The organism is Chryseobacterium sp., assembly GCF_008831505.1.
Lineage (GTDB): Bacteria > Bacteroidota > Bacteroidia > Flavobacteriales > Weeksellaceae > Marnyiella.
Genome location: NZ_CP044507.1, coordinates 295859 through 314859, shown reverse-complemented (window position 1 = coordinate 314859; position 19001 = coordinate 295859). Strand labels below are relative to the sequence as shown.

General features: G+C 41.5%; 12 protein-coding genes and 2 tRNA genes. 5 read left to right on the top strand and 9 right to left on the bottom strand.

Annotated features, from left to right (window positions below):
• Positions 1–121 precede the first annotated feature (121 nt).
• The gene (locus tag F7R58_RS01455; RefSeq protein ID WP_158063203.1) at positions 122–1639 is read left to right on the top strand and encodes a trypsin-like peptidase domain-containing protein; all 1518 of its coding nucleotides are present in this window, start codon (positions 122–124) and stop codon (positions 1637–1639) included.
• A gap of 66 nt (positions 1640–1705) precedes the next feature.
• On the opposite strand, the gene F7R58_RS01450 is transcribed toward F7R58_RS01455, so the two are convergent.
• The 3 genes from F7R58_RS01450 to F7R58_RS01440 form a co-directional block, all read right to left on the bottom strand.
• Positions 1706–2155 (bottom strand): hypothetical protein, encoded by a 450-nt coding sequence (locus F7R58_RS01450; protein ID WP_158063202.1) that lies wholly within the window; start codon positions 2153–2155, stop codon positions 1706–1708.
• Positions 2155–2535, bottom strand: a complete 381-nt coding sequence (locus F7R58_RS01445) for a RidA family protein (protein ID WP_158063201.1) — start codon at positions 2533–2535, stop codon at positions 2155–2157. The genes F7R58_RS01450 and F7R58_RS01445 overlap by 1 nt, the downstream gene beginning before the upstream one ends.
• Positions 2536–2637: 102 nt before the next feature.
• Positions 2638–5241, bottom strand: coding sequence for a putative LPS assembly protein LptD (locus F7R58_RS01440; protein ID WP_158063200.1), 2604 nt, complete (start codon positions 5239–5241; stop codon positions 2638–2640).
• Positions 5242–5275: 34 nt separating this feature from the next.
• On the opposite strand from F7R58_RS01440, the gene F7R58_RS01435 reads away from it, so the two are divergent.
• From F7R58_RS01435 to F7R58_RS01420, 4 genes are all read left to right on the top strand, one after another.
• Positions 5276–6559 (top strand): N-acetylmuramoyl-L-alanine amidase, encoded by a 1284-nt coding sequence (locus F7R58_RS01435; protein WP_187695246.1) that lies wholly within the window; start codon positions 5276–5278, stop codon positions 6557–6559.
• Positions 6560–6618: 59 nt separating this feature from the next.
• Positions 6619–6690: transfer RNA gene (locus F7R58_RS01430), tRNA-Glu, on the top strand.
• Between the two features lie 89 nt (positions 6691–6779).
• The gene (gene rpsT / locus F7R58_RS01425; RefSeq protein ID WP_158063199.1) at positions 6780–7034 is read left to right on the top strand and encodes a 30S ribosomal protein S20; all 255 of its coding nucleotides are present in this window, start codon (positions 6780–6782) and stop codon (positions 7032–7034) included.
• Positions 7035–7047: 13 nt separating this feature from the next.
• A tRNA-Glu gene (locus tag F7R58_RS01420) sits at positions 7048–7119 on the top strand.
• 73 nt (positions 7120–7192) lie between these two features.
• On the opposite strand, the gene F7R58_RS01415 is transcribed toward F7R58_RS01420, so the two are convergent.
• From F7R58_RS01415 to F7R58_RS01390, 6 genes are all read right to left on the bottom strand, one after another.
• Positions 7193–12319, bottom strand: coding sequence for a helicase-related protein (locus F7R58_RS01415; RefSeq protein WP_024567399.1), 5127 nt, complete (start codon positions 12317–12319; stop codon positions 7193–7195).
• The gene (locus tag F7R58_RS01410; RefSeq protein ID WP_024565606.1) at positions 12312–12992 is read right to left on the bottom strand and encodes a hypothetical protein; all 681 of its coding nucleotides are present in this window, start codon (positions 12990–12992) and stop codon (positions 12312–12314) included. Before F7R58_RS01410 ends, F7R58_RS01415 begins: the two co-directional genes overlap by 8 nt.
• A gap of 75 nt (positions 12993–13067) precedes the next feature.
• Positions 13068–15440, bottom strand: coding sequence for a JAB domain-containing protein (locus F7R58_RS01405; RefSeq protein WP_024565605.1), 2373 nt, complete (start codon positions 15438–15440; stop codon positions 13068–13070).
• Positions 15441–15452: 12 nt separating this feature from the next.
• The gene (locus F7R58_RS01400) at positions 15453–16175 is read right to left on the bottom strand and encodes a hypothetical protein (RefSeq protein ID WP_024565604.1); all 723 of its coding nucleotides are present in this window, start codon (positions 16173–16175) and stop codon (positions 15453–15455) included.
• Positions 16165–17013, bottom strand: a complete 849-nt coding sequence (locus tag F7R58_RS01395; protein WP_024565603.1) for a M23 family metallopeptidase — start codon at positions 17011–17013, stop codon at positions 16165–16167. The genes F7R58_RS01400 and F7R58_RS01395 overlap by 11 nt, the downstream gene beginning before the upstream one ends.
• Positions 17003–18997, bottom strand: coding sequence for a type IV secretion system DNA-binding domain-containing protein (locus F7R58_RS01390; protein ID WP_024565602.1), 1995 nt, complete (start codon positions 18995–18997; stop codon positions 17003–17005). The genes F7R58_RS01395 and F7R58_RS01390 overlap by 11 nt, the downstream gene beginning before the upstream one ends.
• Positions 18998–19001: the final 4 nt, after the last annotated feature.

The following is a 19001-nucleotide window of genomic DNA, read 5'->3' as shown; positions in this document are numbered from 1 at the left end:
AAAATATATAAATAGGGGCGTTTAGTAGTTAAATTTTAGTTAAAGATGAAACATCTTAATATGACAAGATACCTATATAGCATCATATTTGTTTAAATTAGAAAGACAATAGAGAGATATTATGAAGAATATTTTTAAAAAATTATTACCGTATGCCGTCGTAGGTGTAGTTTCCGGCACTACAACTTTCGGAGCTATCAATTACGTAAACAATGATGCTTCCATTGCAGATACAGGATATTTTTCCACGGCCAAAAATGATGTTTCCTTTGCCGGCTTTAACCAGGCAGCTTTGGGTGAAGATTTTGTGAAAGCTGCCAAAACGACCGTACCGGCAGTTGTAACGATTAAAAACTACTCTAACAGGTCTGCGGGCCGAAGCAGTGAGCAGGATATTTTTGAGTGGTTTTTCGGCCAGCCCAACAGAAGTCAGCGAAACCAGCAAAGACCGGATAATATTCCCTCAGGAATGGGTTCAGGCGTAATTATTTCGCCGGATGGCTATATTATCTCCAATAACCACGTTGTAGCAGGTGCCAATAAGCTTGAGGTAGTTTTAAGCAATAAGAAAAGTTATATCGCCACATTGGTAGGAACTGATCCCAACACTGATATCTCCTTACTCAAAGTTGAAGAAAAGGGATTACCCTACCTCAATTTTGCGAATTCAGACAATGTAGAGGTGGGTCAGTGGGTACTGGCAGTAGGTAACCCTCTTGGGCTGAACTCTACAGTTACTGCAGGTATTATTTCGGCCAAGGGACGCGGAATCGGAATTCTGGGCAGTCAGGGCAAAGCCAGCAATCCAATTGAAAGTTTCATCCAGACGGATGCCGCAATTAATCCAGGAAATTCAGGTGGTGCCCTTGTAAATCCAAATGGTGATCTGATCGGTATCAATTCTGCCATTTCATCAACCAATGGTTATTACCAGGGTTATGGTTTTGCTGTGCCTTCTAACCTTGCCAGGAAGATTGTGGAAGACATTAAGAAGTACGGCCTTGTTCAAAGGGGGTTCCTGGGTGTAAATTCGCTGGACCTATCGAATGACCAGCAGGTTGCACAGTACAACCAGCAGTTTAAGACCAACCTGAAGGTAGGCAACGGAATTTATGTTACAGAAGTGACTGAGAAGAGCGGTGCGGAGGATGCCGGCTTGAGAAAAGCAGACATAATTACTAAAGTGGACAATACATTGATTTCCGATTTCGCAGACCTTACACTGGCTGTGGGCAGTAAAAGACCGGGTGATGCAGTCAATGTCACCTACCTGAGGAACGGACGCGAAATGGTTTCACGTGTAGTACTTAAAGATCAGAAGGGAAATACATCAGTAAGGACTAAGGCTGACCTTACTGTAAGCGAAAAAATAGGCGCCGATTTCTCACCGCTCAGCGACAGGTTCAAGACAGATTACGGACTGAACAGCGGTGTAGTGACCAAGAACGTGCAGGAAGGTGGCGAGATGGCTAAAATTGGAATTGTAGATAACTATATTGTAATTGAGGTCAACGGTAAACCGGTAAACTCTCAAAAAGATGTAGAAAACCTGCTTAAAAACCACAGAGGGAATGTACAGATCAAATTTGTAGACGAGTACGGCCGTATCTATACTAAAGGATTTGTTATGCCTAACTAATTATTATAATTGTAAAGGAAAGCGCCCCGGGAGTCCCGGGGCACTTCTGTTTATAACAGTCACAATTTACTCCTGAGGTTCTGTCCCGCGCAGGCGCCGTTTTCTGCGTTCATAGATTACCTCCACAATCTTGCCCCCAATCCAGGAAAACGGAAAGAAGGTAAGGAAGATACAGATTTTGTAAAATGTGGGATGGTAGGGAAAAATAATAATATCCAGCATTGCCAGGAAAAGTAACGCAAAGCCGATGAGAATTGCGTAGGCCACCTTACCATATTTTACAATAATAGCTGTTGCCACACCACCTATAACTGAGCCAATACCCGTAAAGAGAAGCAGGAAACCAAAGAAGCGGTAATCGCCTTCCACTGACTTAAGGAATGTTTCCCAATGTTCAAATGGGGCAAAATCTTCAAAAGTAATCCAGGCCGGATTGGTTCGTATACCCAGAGTGATCACCAACAATGCTATGGTCAGACCTACAAGAACCGCAAAAGTATTTCGCAGAAAATTCATTAATCCTGATGGGCGATCATTGAGATCTCAATATCCACATTTTTAGGAAGACAGGACACCTGTACAGTTTCACGTGCCGGATAGCTGTCCGCATCCAGGTAAGACGCGTAAATATCGTTCATCACCGCAAAATCATCCATGCTTTTCAGGAAAATAGAAGCTTTTACTACATTCTTAAATGTCATACCGGCTTCTTCCAGGATCGCTTTCAGGTTTTTCATCACCTGGTGGGTCTCCTTTTCAATACCCTCCACCAAATTACCGGTTGCAGGATCCACCGGAATCTGACCTGAGATATAGAGCACGCCGCCGGCCATATTAGCCTGTGCATAAGGACCGATTGCAGCAGGAGCGTTTGTAGTGGTGATTACTTTTTTCATAGATTTTTTATTTTTTGCAAATATAAAACTTAAATCGGGAACAGTCAACCAATGAAGTTAGCGATAAAGCTGCAATTTAGCAGCCTGCTGCAGCAAGAAATCTTAGAATGGGGCGTTAGGTTGCGTGAAACTTCTGTCCTTATATTTAAGAGCATCCTGCAGGATATTTGCCTTTATACCGATAAAGAAGTCGTAAACCTTATACTGTCCAAAAGGAACCCAGTTGAAATTTATTGTAAAACTCCGCTGATCTCTCGAGAAACCCACTCGTGTATAAGCCAGTTCCTGTGTCATAAAATCATAGTGGGTGCTGCCATTGATATTCCAGTAGGGAGTAAGCTGTATGCTGCCGTCCAGCCCCACAGAGGCCACAGTATTTCCGAAAAGCGTTCCTCCTCTGTTATAGCTGTAATTCGCATTTATATTAAGTGTCCAGGGCTGATGAAAGCGTGCATAATTGTCATCATCAAAATAATAATTCTCATTTCTGATCTCGCCTTTGGTGCTGTACTTCTTGTCCAGTTCCTCCTTTTCACCGAAAATAAGGTCACTTAATGGATAAGACAGCTGAAGGTTGAAACCCTGTACATTAAATTTACCAAAATTCTCCGTACGCACTACCCTGTTTTCTTCGGGCACAAATACATTCTCATAGGGATCGATGATCAAGCTACTGTTGAGACTGAGTTTACTGTCCAGAAAAGAAGACTGACCGTTTACAGTAAACACAGACCATTTATTGTTTTTGGCTGCCAGATTATAACCACCTGCGATATTGAGTGCTTCAAAAATTTTGATCTTTTTGACTCCGGTGGAGTCCTTTTTACTGCGCACCTTCATTTCAATATTGTTACCGATACTGAAATTCACTGCCCCTTCCATACCACTGGTAGGCGAACCCACTATACCCTGATCGAATATTGAATACGGAATATTGGAGCCGGCAGCATCATAATAACTGCTGAAGTATCCGAATCCGGGAGTTCCAAAATCGGGTCGGTAGCTGAATCCTATACTGGGCATTACCATATGCCTGATTCCCTGGATGGCCGAGCCGGCCTTGAAGATTTTGGTGCCGTAAAGAGTGGTCTGAATACTTGCACTGGTGCTGAAAACCGAATACCCGCCAATTTTATTACTGAAATTATTTTCCACCTCGTTGGTGATCGGATTGTAGGTTCTGCGAAGCGTTTTGGTGGTAAGCGCATTGTCGATATTAGCGCCTACGGAAAATGTAAAATATTTAGCGATATTGGTATTCGTTCCCAAGGTGATATTATTCCGCAGGCCTGTCTGCATTTTGTCCCACATGGCTTCTGTGAACATTTCGCCCTCGCCGGTGTTGGCATAGTTGGTAAAGTTAAGGCCGGTATTCACAGTAATGTTTTCCAGGAGTCCTTCCCGGATGCCGGTACGGGGTTTAAACAGATAAAACTGGTTCACCGCCACATTAATCTGGGGCAATCTTAAATCAGCAAGTCCCGATGAAAAATTCTGGGAGTACGAGGCGGTTCCGGTAATGGTCACAGGCAATGTGAGAAAGCGCTTTGTTACACTCACGGTAGAATTCTGCTGTGTATTCAGCACATTCTGGTTAAATATATAATTGTTGTTGATCGTATTGTTGTAGAATTTTGAACTTACAAGATCTACCGACGCACTGAAATTCAGCAGAGGATTAGCCTTGGTATCCTGCGAATGCCGCCAGGAGATTCGGTAGGTGTTCACCTTGCTGTAATCGTCCAGGCCTTTAATACCCCGCACGGTAGATCCGATATCTGCTGCAAAGTTACCGTTGTAACGGTACATCTTTACATAGTTCGTTTCCGGCCTGATGTTCCAGCTGCCTTTGGTGTAAAAATCAACCATGATCTTTGCATCAAAATGTTCACCGATTGGCTGATAGTATCCAAAACTGTTCAGGAAAAACCCTACATCCTGCCTTTCACCAAAACTCGGAATCAGTATACCGGCAGATCTTTTGTCGGAAAAAGGAAGGATCGCAAACGGCAGGATCAGAGGTGTAGGTACCTGTTCAATATACATCTGTACAGGTCCTGTAACCACCTGGGAATTCTGCTTGCCTTTAATCAGTTTGATATTGGGAGCCAGCAGGTGATAGTCGGCAACGGTATCTTTTTTCTTCAGGAAATACTCGTCTGTAGTAAAGAGTCCCCGGCGCATGAAAAAGACCGAATCATTGTATTTCTTGGTTTTCTGAGCTACAATTACGCCTTCACTCTCCTCGGTCCGGGCGTTATAGGCCATGGCCTGCCTGGTTTTGTAATTGTACTGAAAATCGTTGTATTCATAAGATTTACCGGCCTGGGTGGCCACAGCTGGTTTAATGATTCTGCCGGCGCTGTCCACCTCGCCACGTGCATAGATCTCATTTTTCCGCCAGTCTATGCGTATATAATCCGCATCAATCTGCATATCCTGATACTTCACCTGTGCATTTTTGTTCAGATAAGTCATTTTATGCTGAAAGTCATTCCGTTCGCTGTCCGCTTTAGTCCTCACGATATCAGCCAGTTGCTCTCCCCGCACACGTACAGTATCAGTACGGCGTACGGAGTCACTAACCACCTTATTTTCAGCAGTGTTCTGAGCATGCAGTGGTGCTAAAAAACTGTTAAAAATTAGGATAATTAAAATATGTAATATATTTTTGGAGGCGCTTTTGATACCGGTACTGTTTAATATTTGCGAGCAAAATTATAATAAATTTTAAGAATTGATGATGATAACAAACTTTTGTTTTAAAAAATATTTCTTACTTCTTTTCTTAATAATTTTTACTGCAGGTACCGCCCAAAAGAAGTTTACGATCGTTTTGGATGCAGGACACGGTGACCATGATGTGGGCGCAACAAGATCGTATGAATTCGGTACGCCACGCGAAAAGGACATCACTTTGGGCATCGTACTTAAATTAGGCCGGATGCTGGAGGAAAATAAGGCCTTCAGAGTTATTTACACACGTAAAACTGATGTTTATCCCTCCCTCACTGAGCGTACTAACCTTGCCAACCGGAGTAAAGCCGACCTTTTTGTATCCGTACACGTAAACTCATCTCCGGCGAAAAGTGCTACCGCGCGCGGTACGGAAACTTTCGTGCAGGGCCCCAATCAAAACCGCGAAAACCTGGAGGTAGCGAAAAAGGAAAACGATGTAATCTATCTGGACGCCAAAGACCGCGAAGTTTTCGCCTCCTACGACCCTACTTCACCCGAATCACTTATCGCACTGAAAATTCAGCAAAGTAAATACCTGGAACGCAGCCTGTTTATCGGCAGTTTTATTGAGGAGAATTTCGAAAAAGGAGGACGGTTTTCCAGAGGTGTGAAACAGGCTAACCTGCACATCCTAAGGATGAGCGCCATGCCGTCAGTGCTTATTGAAACGGGCTTTGTAAACAATTATGACGACGCCTATTTTCTTTACAGCGAAGAGGGACAGAAAAAGACAGCCACTCAGATATATGATGCCATCATCCGATATGCACGCAAAGTAAATGCATCTGAGCCCGCCGCAGCTCCCAAAAAAGAGGAAAAAAAGGAGGTACCACTTAAAAATGACTTCCGGATCCTGCTGATGAGCAGCCCAATTAAATACAATTACGGTGACCCTGCGTTCAAAGGACTCAATTACATATTGGCTCTTAAGGAGAACGGCCTGTACAAATACTATTACAGTGTATCTAACCTGGCCAGTGTACGGGATGCCAACCTGAAAACAGCCCGTGACGCAGGTTTCCGAACGGCTTCACCGGTCGGATTCGTACCCGAACAGGCGCTGCGCTCCGGTTACTACACTCTTGAAGTATTTGTAGGCAAGGACAAACTTCCCTCTGATTCATATATTGTGAAAAACCTTAAGGACGTAAAGCGCGAGAAGCTGAACGGAATGTTCTATTATACTTACGGTAATGTAAAAACGCTGGAAGATGCCATCGCACTTCAGAAATCACTGGAGGAAAAAGGAATTAAAAACTCCGTTATCCAGAAAGTAGCAAAATAGAGCTGAAATAATTTTTGGAGATCAAAATTAAAGCCTATTTTTGCAGTCCGAAATTCACCGGCCTATTCGTCTAGTGGTTAGGACTCAAGATTTTCATTCTTGCAACAGGGGTTCGATTCCCCTATAGGCTACAAAAGCAATTTTTTTTAATTTTTTTTAAAATAAATTTGCAGGATAAAAAATAAACTATATCTTTGCACCCACAATTGAGAGACAAATAATGGCAAATCATAAATCAGCTTTAAAGAGAATCAGACAGAACGTAGCGAAAAGACTGCGTAACAAGTACTATCACAAAACTGCAAGAACAGCTGTGAAGGCACTAAGAAATGAAGAGGATAAAACTGCAGCGTCTGAGCAACTTCCAAAAGTGATTGCTTTAGTGGATAAATTGGCTAAAAGAAACATCATTCACAAAAATAAAGCCTCTAATCTTAAGAGTAAACTTACAAAGCACGTTAACAAGTTAGCGTAATTATAAACAGGATGGCCCGTTCGTCTATCGGTTAGGACCTCAGATTTTCATTCTGGTAAGAGGGGTTCGATTCCCCTACGGGCTACTACACACGCTGTAAATCAGTGATTTACGCATAGCGGGGACTAAAACAGGGACTTCAAGTCCCTGTTTTTTTATTATCTCTTTCTTCCATATTGTTGTATTTCTATTTTTTGTACATTTTCATTTTCAAAATTTTTATCAATTACTCTGATAATATTCGTCTTAAATAATTGTGAATTCTCCACCATTCTCTCCTCTAAATAACCCCTACTCTCATTAATTTTCAACTGCATTTCCTTCTCCTCCCTATACTTCTCAACCAATCCCTCCCGAACATTAGGCAAATCCTCCAACCTTTTATCCAATTCAGCAATCTTATCTTCAGTAATTTTTGTCTGCTGTTCAATCTCCGTCACATTCACGCCTTTTTGAGAAAGAATATCAATTTCCTCTTGGACTTTCTCCTTTGTCAAATCAATCGTTTTCTGATAAAATGGAAGCTGGTTTTTCCAGTATTCGGCATTGTCGCCCTCTTCCTTGGAATAGCCTAAGATTCGGTTGTAGTTATGTTGCGCTTTAGTTACTTCTTCCTGAATTTTAATAAAACTGTCATATTTTCGAAGCACAAAAGCAGAATCAGCCAAAAATTTATTTTTTTCGGTTTCAATTTGCTTTTTCATCAGTTCAATTTCTATATTCGCTCTGGTTTCGGGATTCGTGATGATGGCGGTTTTCATTTCCTGCGTGCTGATGTCAGAAATATCTAAAACATCGGCTCCCTTCTTCATTGCCTCCAAGTATCTTGCCTGTTTGGATTGCAATTTTTGAAGCATAAAGACATCAATGCTGTCATTGGTCAACATAAAGTTGATTCTTACATTTTCGTTCCTATTTCCTTGTCGCCAAGCACGACCTTCCACTTGCCGTAGAGAGGTAAAGTTGTACGGAAGAGAAAGCATGTAAATATCCGTCGTATTTTCCTGAAGGTTCATTCCTTCCTGAATCGCCTCGCTTCCGATGACCACCTTTATTTTTCCGGAATTGAAATCATCTTGAATCTTTAAACGGTTTGGTTTGCTGGTTGCTCCGGTGATGACTCCGACTTCTTCCGGTTTGTAGCCGACCTCCCGTACCAAATATTCCCTTAGTTTCGGAAATTCCGAAACAGCTAATTCAGAGTAGATAATCTGTCCCGAATCCGGAATGTCGTTTTTGTTCTGCCGAATCAAATCCATCGTTTGTTTTAGTTTCGGAGAATCCTCTATAAACTCTTCTAAAGACGGTTCTTCTCCTTCATAATAGGGAGAAAGATATGGTGAAATCGCAATCAAACGGGCATTAAGGATATGCGTAAGAATTGCCCCTTTTTGGGTTTCGGTAAAGTTTTCATTGAGCATTTCGTATTGCTCACTCGTTAAATAGTTCTGCTCAATCTTATATTCCTTGTTGATTCGGTTGGGCCGCACCAATTCTGGATTGTCTTCTTCGCCTTTGATATCAATAAATTCAGATAAAAGTTGCTGAAACAGCGAATTGTTTTTAAAACGTCGAACATTCGCCTTGAATTTCACATCACCTTTTGCGTCAATCTCCATGTCGTTGTCTGCCTCCATAAAGGTTTCAAAGAAGGTATTCACATTGAAGTAGCCCGATTCTTCTAATCTCTTGTTCGCAATCAAGGAGAGAATAGAATAATATTCCAGTGGTTTATTGGTAAATGGCGTTGCAGAAAGCAAGGTAACATTTCTACCGTCGTTCTTTTCTTGGATGTATTGCGCAGCCATCCAAGTATTGATACCCAACTTTGAAGTCTGCTGGTTTTGATTTCTAAAGTCTGAAGCAAATCGGCGGTCTTTTATTCTTACTTTTCCTACGATATGGTTCGCGTTGTGGACTTCGTCATAAGTCAGATGGTCAAAACCAAAGTCTTCCCAATCGTAAATCTTGCCACGCTTCATTTTACCCACCAGTTCTTTTTCTTTTTCCAGTTCTTTCTGAAAATCCCTTTCGCTGATGGTGTTTACACTTCTTAATTCATTTTCTGAAATATAGGAGAACTTGGAAGCCAGATTTTGGGTAATATTTTCAGAAAAACCGATATTGTTAAAACCCTCGTAAGTGACGATGGTGATTTCCCCATCCTTGTTGTCGAATTTTGAGAGGTCGAAGTCTTTTCCGAGATTTCCCAAGACATTCACTTTGGCTTCGGGAATGGTTTCAAAAATGGTTTCCACCCACTGTTTCAGAATGCTGTCATTGGGAACGACAATCAGCGGTCTTTTCGCATTTGCTCTTTCCATCGCTTCGTGCATTGACAGGATTCCAGACAATGTTTTTCCAAATCCCACTTCATGTGCAAGTAATCCGACACCTTTCGTGGTCTGCCTTCCGATTCCGGCTTTCTGAACTTCAGTTAATCTAAGTTCTCGACCTTTAAAATTCAAATGGATTTTTGAAAACAAAGGAAACTTTGAATAGTCCGGAACATAGATATTGTTGTAGTTTCGGTTAAAATCATTGACAAAACGCTTCCTTAAAGCGTCCGACAATTCTTCCCTCAAAAATTTTTGAAACAAGTCGTTGGCGGCGACTTTTCGTCTTTCGCGAACCAAGGCATTCCGTTCCTTGTCGCTTCCGGTAACGTTTTCGTTGTCTACAAAACTTCTTACTTCCCAAGATGAAGAACCTGCAAATGCCTCACTGGAAAGCGTTCCGACAAAATCCTTGAATTTTTCTGCAAGATTATAGGGAACCGTTACAGTTTCCGTCTGTCTTGTGTTTTGATTCCAGCGTTCCTTTTCTATGGATCCCAAATCAAACTGGTGGACAAATTCATGATTCGGACTGATTGAGATTTCGTCTAAAGTTTTTGGTTTTGGAAGAACATTGAGGAGTAAATCCTTTTGTTTCTCATATTGATTTTCTGTTCCGCCAACCGAGAACCTGTCCTTAAAGTCTATTTCCAGTTGTTCTAATTTGGCGTAGATATTCCCTTCGGCGTAATAAAAATCGTGAACCCAATTTCCGTCCATATAGTTGGCAAATTGGTAGTGCTTACCGTGATTGTTTAATGTGCCGTCGTAGGAAGTGTCCCGAAATGCCTCAATCTGTTCTTTAGTAATATCGGTACTGTTCTGAAGCGAGGCATTCACAATTTCATCGGCTTTGAAAAATTGGTATTTTAAAACCCCTTTCTTGATTTCCGGTTTGGTCTGAATTCGATATTCCGCATTTTTCTCTTTGTGGGACTGGATAATTTTATCCGCTTTACGATGAATTTCATCAATTTGGTCTTTCGAAAAATTTGGGGGATTATCAAAAATTTGGGTTTGGAGTTTGAAATACTTCTCAATCTCCTTTTCAATTGCGGGAGATTTGAATTTTACTTCATTAAGTCTGGAAAGAACTTGCTCAATTTTATCTTTCGTTTCTGCAAGGTCAATTTCTTCTGTTTTAGCGGGAATGGTGTTTTCTAAAGTTTTGCTTTTTGATTCTCCTTTAGGTTGATCAACCTCCAAAAACAAATCTTCAAAGAGGTTTCCAATTCTTTCGGTCTGCTTTTTATTTTTGAGTTGCTCAATCCTAGATAAGGCGTCCTCTAAATTTCCATAGACATAGTTTTCCAACCTCCCAAAACGGTTGGTTTTCTCTCGGGTTTCCCCTAAAATCCTGTCGGGATGTTTTTCAAAATAATTGGAAATATCTGTAGAAATTTTCTGGGAATTTTTTTGCAGAATAATAATGTCCGTTCCTACCTGAGTTCCGGCAAAAGCACCATTCGGCAGACGAAAACCTTCCAAAATATCTGCATTTTTTAGTTGGGCTTGTCGGTTCAACCAACCCGAAGGAAGCACCATTGCCAAAACTCCATTGGGTTTAAGAGAATCTAAAGACCTTTTGACAAAATAGTCCTCGTATTTGGAGATTTTGGGTTCTTCTCCCAAACCTTTGTATAATCCGCGATGGTCGCCGTAGGGTGGATTACCGATAACCAAATCGTATTTTTCGGCAAATTCCTTCTTGTTGCCTTTCTCTTCGATAAACTCGGTTTCAAAGGAGCGGAGATGGATGTGGGCTTCGGGATGAAGGATTTTCGCAATCTTTGCGGTGGTTTCGTTGATTTCAAAGGCAGTGATATTGGACTTGATTCCCAATTCTTTCACTGCATACAGAAAATTTCCCGTTCCAACGCTGGGTTCCAATACCGAAATTTCCTGCCTGTTCTTAAACTGGTCTTTGATTAAATTTCTGACGGCATCTACAATCCTTGAATCGGTGTAGTATTCATCCAAAATACCCCTGCCTTCTTTAGCTGTTCCGCCACTTTTGAATTGATGACAGATCTCTTTTAAATCCTCGGTAATGTTAAGACTTTCCTTGAGTTTAACTTGCTTATCGCTGGAAACAAAACAAGCTGCGGAAACAACTTCCGCAACTTGTTCATTGGTCAGTTTTTGACCTTTATATTTTGAAATAAGAACCCCTAATGCCTCATTGTTTTGAGTAGATGTTTTTACTATTTCTGCTATTCTATTGGATACATTTCTCCCGGATACGATTCCGCCCAAGGAATGTTCTGCTCCCTCATTTTTTGCAGCATTTTGCGGTTGTGTTCCGTCAACGGGTCCTCGCTCTGGTTTTCCGACCAGATGCTTCCAGATTGTGTCTTCAAGTCCATTTCCAGTATGGTTGCCGTCCACAGCTTGTCCTCCAAAGTGATTTCCGTTTTGCTTGGGTTTGCTTGTTTGGTTAGATTCTCCAGAATTTCGTTGAGAAAGTTCGGCTCCCAAGTGCTGAGTGTCGGAAATTCCTTCGGATTGAGTTCCATCGTCTTCATTTCTTATCGTTTTTTGTTCAACTAAAGTAGTATTTTTCTCTTGAACTTGGAGTTTATTTTTTAAATATTCTTCCAGGTTTTGGTTCCCATTTTCAGAAATTCCATACAGCAGGCGGATGTCCTTGATATTTTTATTTTGAAATTCATTGAGGATTTTTTGTGTAGACCTATTTCCGTCATCATCACCGGTTAGACACAGAAATATCTTTCCGTCGTAGTTTTTAAACCGTTCGACAAAGCTTCCAGTATTTTCATTATAATTGAGTGTTACAAGGGTTCTGCCGTTGTTTTGATTGTTTAGTTTCAAAAGTTCCAAAAACGAATCTTTGTCGTTATCGCTGTTAAAGACAATCAGTTCGTTTTTAGTTCCCTCAATAATGGAAATTTCTGAACTAGAATGATTTAAATAGGATGTCTCACTCACTTTTTCTGTTTTTTACGAAGTGGTTGAACTCAAAAATGTCTTTCGCCGTGTCGTCCCAGTTTTTTCTTGGAAGCAGTTGCAGGCTTACAAAGATGTCGGTCTTTTTATTGTAGGAATCGATGCGCTCCAATCTTCCGCCATAATCCTTTTCGGCGTGTCTGTAGAGGGAATACGGCAGAATCGTGTCTGTCGGATAGATGTAGAAACGGGTATAGTTCCAAGGCGAATTGATTTCGAAGCGTCTGTATTTTTTCTTGAATAACACCGTGTCGGAGAGTTTCCGCCTGTTATTATAGTTCGGAATCATTTCTTTTGAGAATATGGCGCCGTCCTTCTTGTTCCAAACCAATGCGGGTTTTTGTTTTTCAAGAATATCGGAAAGTATGATGTTGCCGTTTTCAGCATCCAATGGATAGCAGAAAGAATCTCTCACGAGATAGGCATTTTGATTCATTTCGGGAAAGGTGTGGTTTGGAACCAGTTCGATAATTTGGTTTTCCGAATAACTCATTTTCGAGATGTGGAAACTCTGCATCTTGTCCAATCCTCTGGAGGCATCAAAATAGACATTGGTAATGAGGTCGATTCCGCCTTTTTCGGATTTGATTTCCTTGTGGCAGGAATTTAGGATAAATACTGAAACGAAAACTAAAAATATGGATTTGATGTTCATAATGATTACATTTTAAAAAAAGCGGCAAATCAAAATTTGACTTACCGCCTTCGGATAATAGTCAGGTATTATTTATTATCGTTTGATGCTCTGTTCCTTCACATGGGCTTTCTCCTGTTTTTCTTCATTTTCCATTCCCTGCAAAGGTTTGTTGGTGTTGATGCGGTTCATGTCGTTGTCGTAAAGGTTCAGGTTCTTGTATTGCGGATTGAGCACTGCTTTTCCTTCCACCACCTTGTCGTCCATTTCAAATTTCACTTTCACCACATTTCCTTTTTCAAGTGACTTGATGGTGTTATCCCTGTATTCCGGCTTTTCGAAAACGAGGTTGGCTTTTTCCACGATTTTGTCGGTATCGACACCGTAGTTTTTGTAGAAATTCTGGAACATATAGTTTCCTTTCTCCGTCTTTGGCTCCTCAAAGTTGAACTGCACGAAGGCGGTTTCCGACTGGTCGCTTTTGGGGTTGTGGAACTCGATTTTCACGCTCCGTCCCTCCAAAAGATTTACGGCTTCTTTTGCGGTAAAGGTATTTTCTCTGTTTACCGAAAAATTGTGGGTGATTTCTTCGCCTTTCTCGTTCTTCAATTTGGCGTCGTAAGAGTTGAGGAAAACACCACCCGTTTCCGTCTTGTTGAATTTCAAGGCAAAATCAACCTTGTTTCCGGGCAGTGCCTTGTCCGAGGAAGTTTTGATTTCGAATTGCTGGTTTTTGGACTTGATGCCTTTTTCCAATTCTTTGTGAAGTTTTTCGTCTTCGCCGAAACCGAGGTATTTAAGCTGATTTTTTAGATAATCTACCTGGTTGAATTCTTTTTGTGTTTCCATAATGTTTGGGGTTTGATTGTTAAAATATTCTTTGTTTTTATTGAGGTGTTGTGTTAAGTCATCTCCGTTCATTTTGGCGTAATCTTTTATAGAAGGCTCTCCAATGATGTCGTCTATCGAAAATCCTGACCTTGTGGCATCCATTTCTTCTTTAAATCTCGAATGAAAATTACTTTGGCTGAATAAATTGCTCCGTTTTTTCTCATCGGGAAGAAAAAGACTTTTAAGGGAATCGATGATTTTTTCTGTTTCCTCATTTCCCTCGTAGGTAAGCAGTTCTCCGCCAACGAATAGCAAAACATGGTCTTCCGGCTTTCGATACAGCTGGATTTTTGAGGCAATCTGGCTGTAGTTCACTTTGTCGTCTTCCGTCAAGGAGATTTCAAATTCGTGCTTGGTATGACCTTCGGAATCGTCAATAAACAGTTTGACGTAATCCTTTTGTGGTGGTTCTTCCATATTTCTAAAATTTTTAGAGTAACTATTATTTAGGTTGTTTTCCGATACGCCGACAATGGGTTCCGCATTCAGATGGTTCTTGCTGAATTTGTCCAAAAGGTGGTCATAGACGTTGATTTTGGTCTTTTCGTAAAGGGAGTGGTAGTTTCCGCTTTCCAATAAAATCGCATCCAAAGCCGTGAACCCCATCAGTTCGAGTTTGTCGCGGTATTCCTTGTACATCTGCTCGTTTACATTGTTTCCATAAAGGATGACACCCGTTCCGGCGTGAATCGTCATCAGTTCGGTCAGTTTCTCGAACTGTCGATGCTGCGGAAGAATGAATTTCCCAACGATGTCGTTCGCATTGTTCAGGATGATGGCTTCCGTCTTGTCGGACAGTCCAAACTTTTGGCTTGAAATGTAGGCGGCGGAATCTTCGGGACTGTTGATTTTGAACGGCTGATAATTGGCGGCAAAAATCTGCTTGTTAAAGGAAAAGGTGCTGACTTTTCCCTGCTGTTGATTTTGCTCGGAAAGTTCCAGAACACGGTCGCTTCCCAAATCTCCGTTGAATACCAAATATTTCCCCGAACGCAGATTGATGACGATGCCGTCTTCCACCTTTATTCCTGTATGGTCGAAAATTTCGTGCAGTCTTTGCAACATGAGTCGGTCATGTTTGCTCGAAATCAGTTGTCCGCTCGGATGGTTGTGGACGAGCGTGATGCTTTCGGGCTGCATTTTGAAGACGTTTCCCGTCAACAACCGTAAATCCACAACGGTGGAAGTAATTCCGCCTGTCGAAAGATGTTGAACGAGATAACTGTCGTCCTTGAATTTGTAGAGTGCAAAGGTGTGTTCCACCGCCTCGTCTTCAAGCGCACGGAAAAGCCAAGCCACATCGTTCACATCAGAAATTTTGGTTCCCGCCATGAATGAAAGACTTTTGTTTTCCGAAAACTGCCGCTCTACGAGCGCAAAGTCATTGGCGTAACCTTGATTGTCCTTTTCCCGTAGGATGGCGGAATTTGGGTCAGCATCATTTCTCCCACTGAAGAGTTTGTACGGTAATATTTCGCCCGCCGACGTTTTGAGATATTGCGTATCCTCGTCCGTCGGAAATTGGAAATTCGTGTTCGGTCCATATTTGCTCTGGTAATTGATCGTTTCTGTTTCCATCTTTTCAAAAATTTATCTGCGGAATCCACGGCGTTTTTCCTGTTCCTGTTCGATTTCCTGTTCGATTTCTTCTTCCTGCTCTTCCCGGTTTCTGTTCGCGTCTTCGTACCTATCCCTGTCATTGACGTTCAGGTCAATTTCGGAATTGCCACCTTTTGAAATCTGCTTCTCATCGGGTGAGATGCTGTTTACGGTGTTGATTTCTCTGGAAACGATGTTCAAGTCGTTGGAAATTTCCTTGGCGATTTCGGGATATTGGTCGATTTTATCCATCAGGAAATTTTTCAGTTTCTGAAGTTCGTTTTTGTAGCGGTTCATTTCCGCGACATCCTTCTTGTCGGCAATGATTGCGGTGAGTTCGGTGGCATTTTTAATGAGGTCGAACTCGGCGACGATGTTGTTTTCCTTGTCGTAGATGAATGCCTTTTTTTCAAGCGAAAGTTTCTTCTCATTTTTGTTTGAAAGGTCTTGAATAGTGGAATACTCAATTCCATCCTTGCTGTTTCTGAGGATTTCGGAGATGCTTTTATCCCGCTCCAGAAAGATGACTTTCAGTCGGGTGTTGTTTTCCGTGAGTTGGAAAGTTGCCCTGTTTTTGTCGTTGTCTGCGACAATCGTGTAGCCCTGCAGAAATTTTTGGATGTCGTCCGCTTTCAGTTTTTTTGAAAATGACAAATCTTCATTGATGATTCCGAACTTTTTAAGTTCTTCGGTAGGTAGGTTTTCAGTTTGCATAGTAGGTTGCTATTAAATTGTTTGCTTTGTTTAGGTCGTTTAAGAAATGGTAGGGATTGATGCTTTGTCCAAACTCCTTTACTGCAAAATGCAGGTGCGGTCCGGTAGAGTTCCCTGTGTTTCCACTTTTCCCGATGATGAAGCCCGCCCTGACTTTTTCTCCGACTTTGTAGTAGATTTCGGAGAGGTGGAGATAGGAGGTTTCAAATCGGTTGAAATGTTTGATTTTGATGTAGTTTCCACCGCCTTTGGAATCCCAACCTGCTTCGGTAATGATTCCATCAAGCACGGCGTGAACATCTTCGTAGTTGGCTTTGAGGTCAATTCCGTTGTGCATTTTTGCAGTGCCGAAAATTGGATGCATCCTTGTTCCGTAAGGCGAAGTCACGCTAATTCTATTGCGCAAAGGCATTGAGATATTTTTCCGTAAACCTTCAAAGGTGGTTTCAAAATCCTTTTCCTGCTTTTTTTCGGGTTGAAAATTTTGCATCAGTTCAAATAGTGAATCTTTCATCTTTTTGTAGTCCACGTTACTTTGATTGTTTCCATTATGGTAGTTTTTAAGCATCGTCTTTAGAGAGTCGATTTGACTCGTTAACATCTTCATTGAACTTTCGGTTTCGTTTTTCAGTTCCGATTTTGGGGTGATGTTGAAGATTTCTTTCCACGATTTTTTCTCCTTTTTTTGGTTGGAATTCTCCTCTTTTGGGGTTTCCATAATTTTAAAGTCTTCCGTTTTGTGTGGTTTTGTCGGCATCAGCGTATTGAATTGAGCCATGGAATAACCGCCTGTTAAAAGGAGAATTGTTAATGTTATTATTGTCGTTCTATTTTTCATTTTTAGTAAATTCATTTACGATTAATTCAACCTCCTTATTGATTTTTCTGAAGTTGGTCATCAGGACATCGTTTTTCCTATTGTTTCCCATTTTGTCGACAAATGAGTAATAGGAAGGCATTTTCACATAGTTGTGTTCTTCCTGTTTGATGGCCTTCATATCCAAATTGATTTTGCCGTTCATCGCCGAAGTTTTGTATTCCTCGGTGTCGTTTTCCTCGCCCTGAGCAATCATTCCGACCATTTCGCCAGTTTTGAGCGTCGCAATTTTTCCTGCAGGAATCATAAAGTCCATTTTCTCGTTGATGCTGGTCGTCGTTCCTTGTTGGGAGATGGATTGGGAATAGGATTTTTGCTTGATTTTTCCGAACAGTTTCTCCAGCCATTCCAGAGTATTTTTGTCCCTTGCGGAACCTGAAAGGATATTTCCAACAATGGCGGAAATGGTGTCGGCAACTTCTTTTTTGTAAAACTGTCGGAGTTGTGGGATTTCCTGAAGTCCCAATAAGACCGCCACTTTGTTGCTCCTTGCGGTCGCCACCACGTTGTCGATTTTATGTATGTAGATGGTGGGAAACTCGTCAGCAATAATTCCTCCCGGCAAATTGTGTTTGGAGTTGATGAGTCGTAAAGTCCTGTTTAAAACCGATGAATAAAGGGCGGAATTGATGTCCTGCGTTCCTGGATCGGATGCCAAAATCAGGATGGAAGGATTCTCCCTGTTCGTAATTTTTAGTTCCACTTCGTCGCCCGAAAACACCCAGAAACTTTCCTTGGTCGCCAATCGTGAGAGAAATATCTTCAAGGTTCCGACCTGTCCCTCCAACTGGTCAAATGCCTTGTTTTCATACGCCGTCTTAAAGGGAGAAAGCAGTGAGAATATTTCCTCGTTGGTAAAAAGTGTGTCAAAAATCTCCTTGTAACTTCGGTTCATAAAGGACAGGATATGTGGTAAATCCGAATATTTTCCGTCCTCGTAGGTGGCAAAAAAGTAGATACTCGACGAAAGAAAGTTGATGGCAGATTGGGTGAAAAAAGCATCGGAGCCGCCTCCCGAACTTGAACCTCCCTTTTGGAGCGACGATACCATTGACTCCGCCATTTCCTGTGCTTCCGCCAAGGTTTGGATGTATTCTTTTTTCAATGGATTTACCCTTTTGGATTTTTCTACCTCGTTCAGATTGATGACATGAAAATCGTATTCATACCCTGAATCTTTGCTTTTCTTCAACAGATAATGGTAGTAGGCAATCTGCGCCAAATCGGGAAACTTGAAATCGTAAATACACAGGCAGAAGCCTTTCGCTATCATTTGCCTGATTGCGGGATTGATGATTCCGAAAGACTTTCCACTTCCAGGCGTTCCAATCACCATCGTCCCACGAAATGGATTGATATTGACCCATCCCTTGTTGATTTTTTTACTGTATCTGAAGAGATATGGGATATTGATCGAGGTGTCCGTTTCTACCAGTTCCTGATTTTGGGCAAAACTTTCTTCCTCTACATTCCATCGGTCTTTTCCCATTTTTTGTTGCATGAGTTTTGAGATGGCGTCTGCTCCCATTTGAAGGATTACTGCACCCAAAAAAGACAATACGGCATAGATGACCTGATAAAGATTCAGTGCAGGAAAAATTTTAGGGAGTTTGGAGTTTCCTGCCTCGTTTTGCCAAACGAGTGAAGAAAAAATCATCAACAAGCCCAATATCATGGGGATTACGATTTCCGTGGCGATGTTCAAATCCTTTTTCTTCTTCGCCTTTGTCCCGACAGCAACCAATCCAATCAGAATCAGGGTCGCAAACTTTGCGTTGATGGGTGGGTAAAAGAAACTCATCTTCGAGAAATTTTTCAATAGATTTGAAACTATAGGAATATCTGCATCGAGGTAGAAAAGCGACGCACAATCCAATGCCACGACCGCATAAACCGCCTTCTGAAGGAATCCGTAAATCTTAATTTGGTGTTGTTGTTCCTGCATTACT

Excerpts from the sequence above, each read along its gene's own strand:
- F7R58_RS01455 (WP_158063203.1), top strand. The coding sequence starts at position 122 with ATGAAGAATATTTTTAAAAAATTATTACCGTATGCCGTCGTAGGTGTA.
- F7R58_RS01450 (WP_158063202.1), bottom strand. The coding sequence starts at position 2,155 with ATGAATTTTCTGCGAAATACTTTTGCGGTTCTTGTAGGTCTGACCATA.
- F7R58_RS01445 (WP_158063201.1), bottom strand. The coding sequence starts at position 2,535 with ATGAAAAAAGTAATCACCACTACAAACGCTCCTGCTGCAATCGGTCCT.
- F7R58_RS01435 (WP_187695246.1), top strand. The coding sequence starts at position 5,276 with ATGATGATAACAAACTTTTGTTTTAAAAAATATTTCTTACTTCTTTTC.
- rpsT (WP_158063199.1), top strand. The coding sequence starts at position 6,780 with ATGGCAAATCATAAATCAGCTTTAAAGAGAATCAGACAGAACGTAGCG.
- F7R58_RS01410 (WP_024565606.1), bottom strand. The coding sequence starts at position 12,992 with ATGAACATCAAATCCATATTTTTAGTTTTCGTTTCAGTATTTATCCTA.
- F7R58_RS01405 (WP_024565605.1), bottom strand. The coding sequence starts at position 15,440 with ATGGAAACAGAAACGATCAATTACCAGAGCAAATATGGACCGAACACG.
- F7R58_RS01400 (WP_024565604.1), bottom strand. The coding sequence starts at position 16,175 with ATGCAAACTGAAAACCTACCTACCGAAGAACTTAAAAAGTTCGGAATC.
- F7R58_RS01395 (WP_024565603.1), bottom strand. The coding sequence starts at position 17,013 with ATGAAAAATAGAACGACAATAATAACATTAACAATTCTCCTTTTAACA.
- F7R58_RS01390 (WP_024565602.1), bottom strand. The coding sequence starts at position 18,997 with ATGCAGGAACAACAACACCAAATTAAGATTTACGGATTCCTTCAGAAG.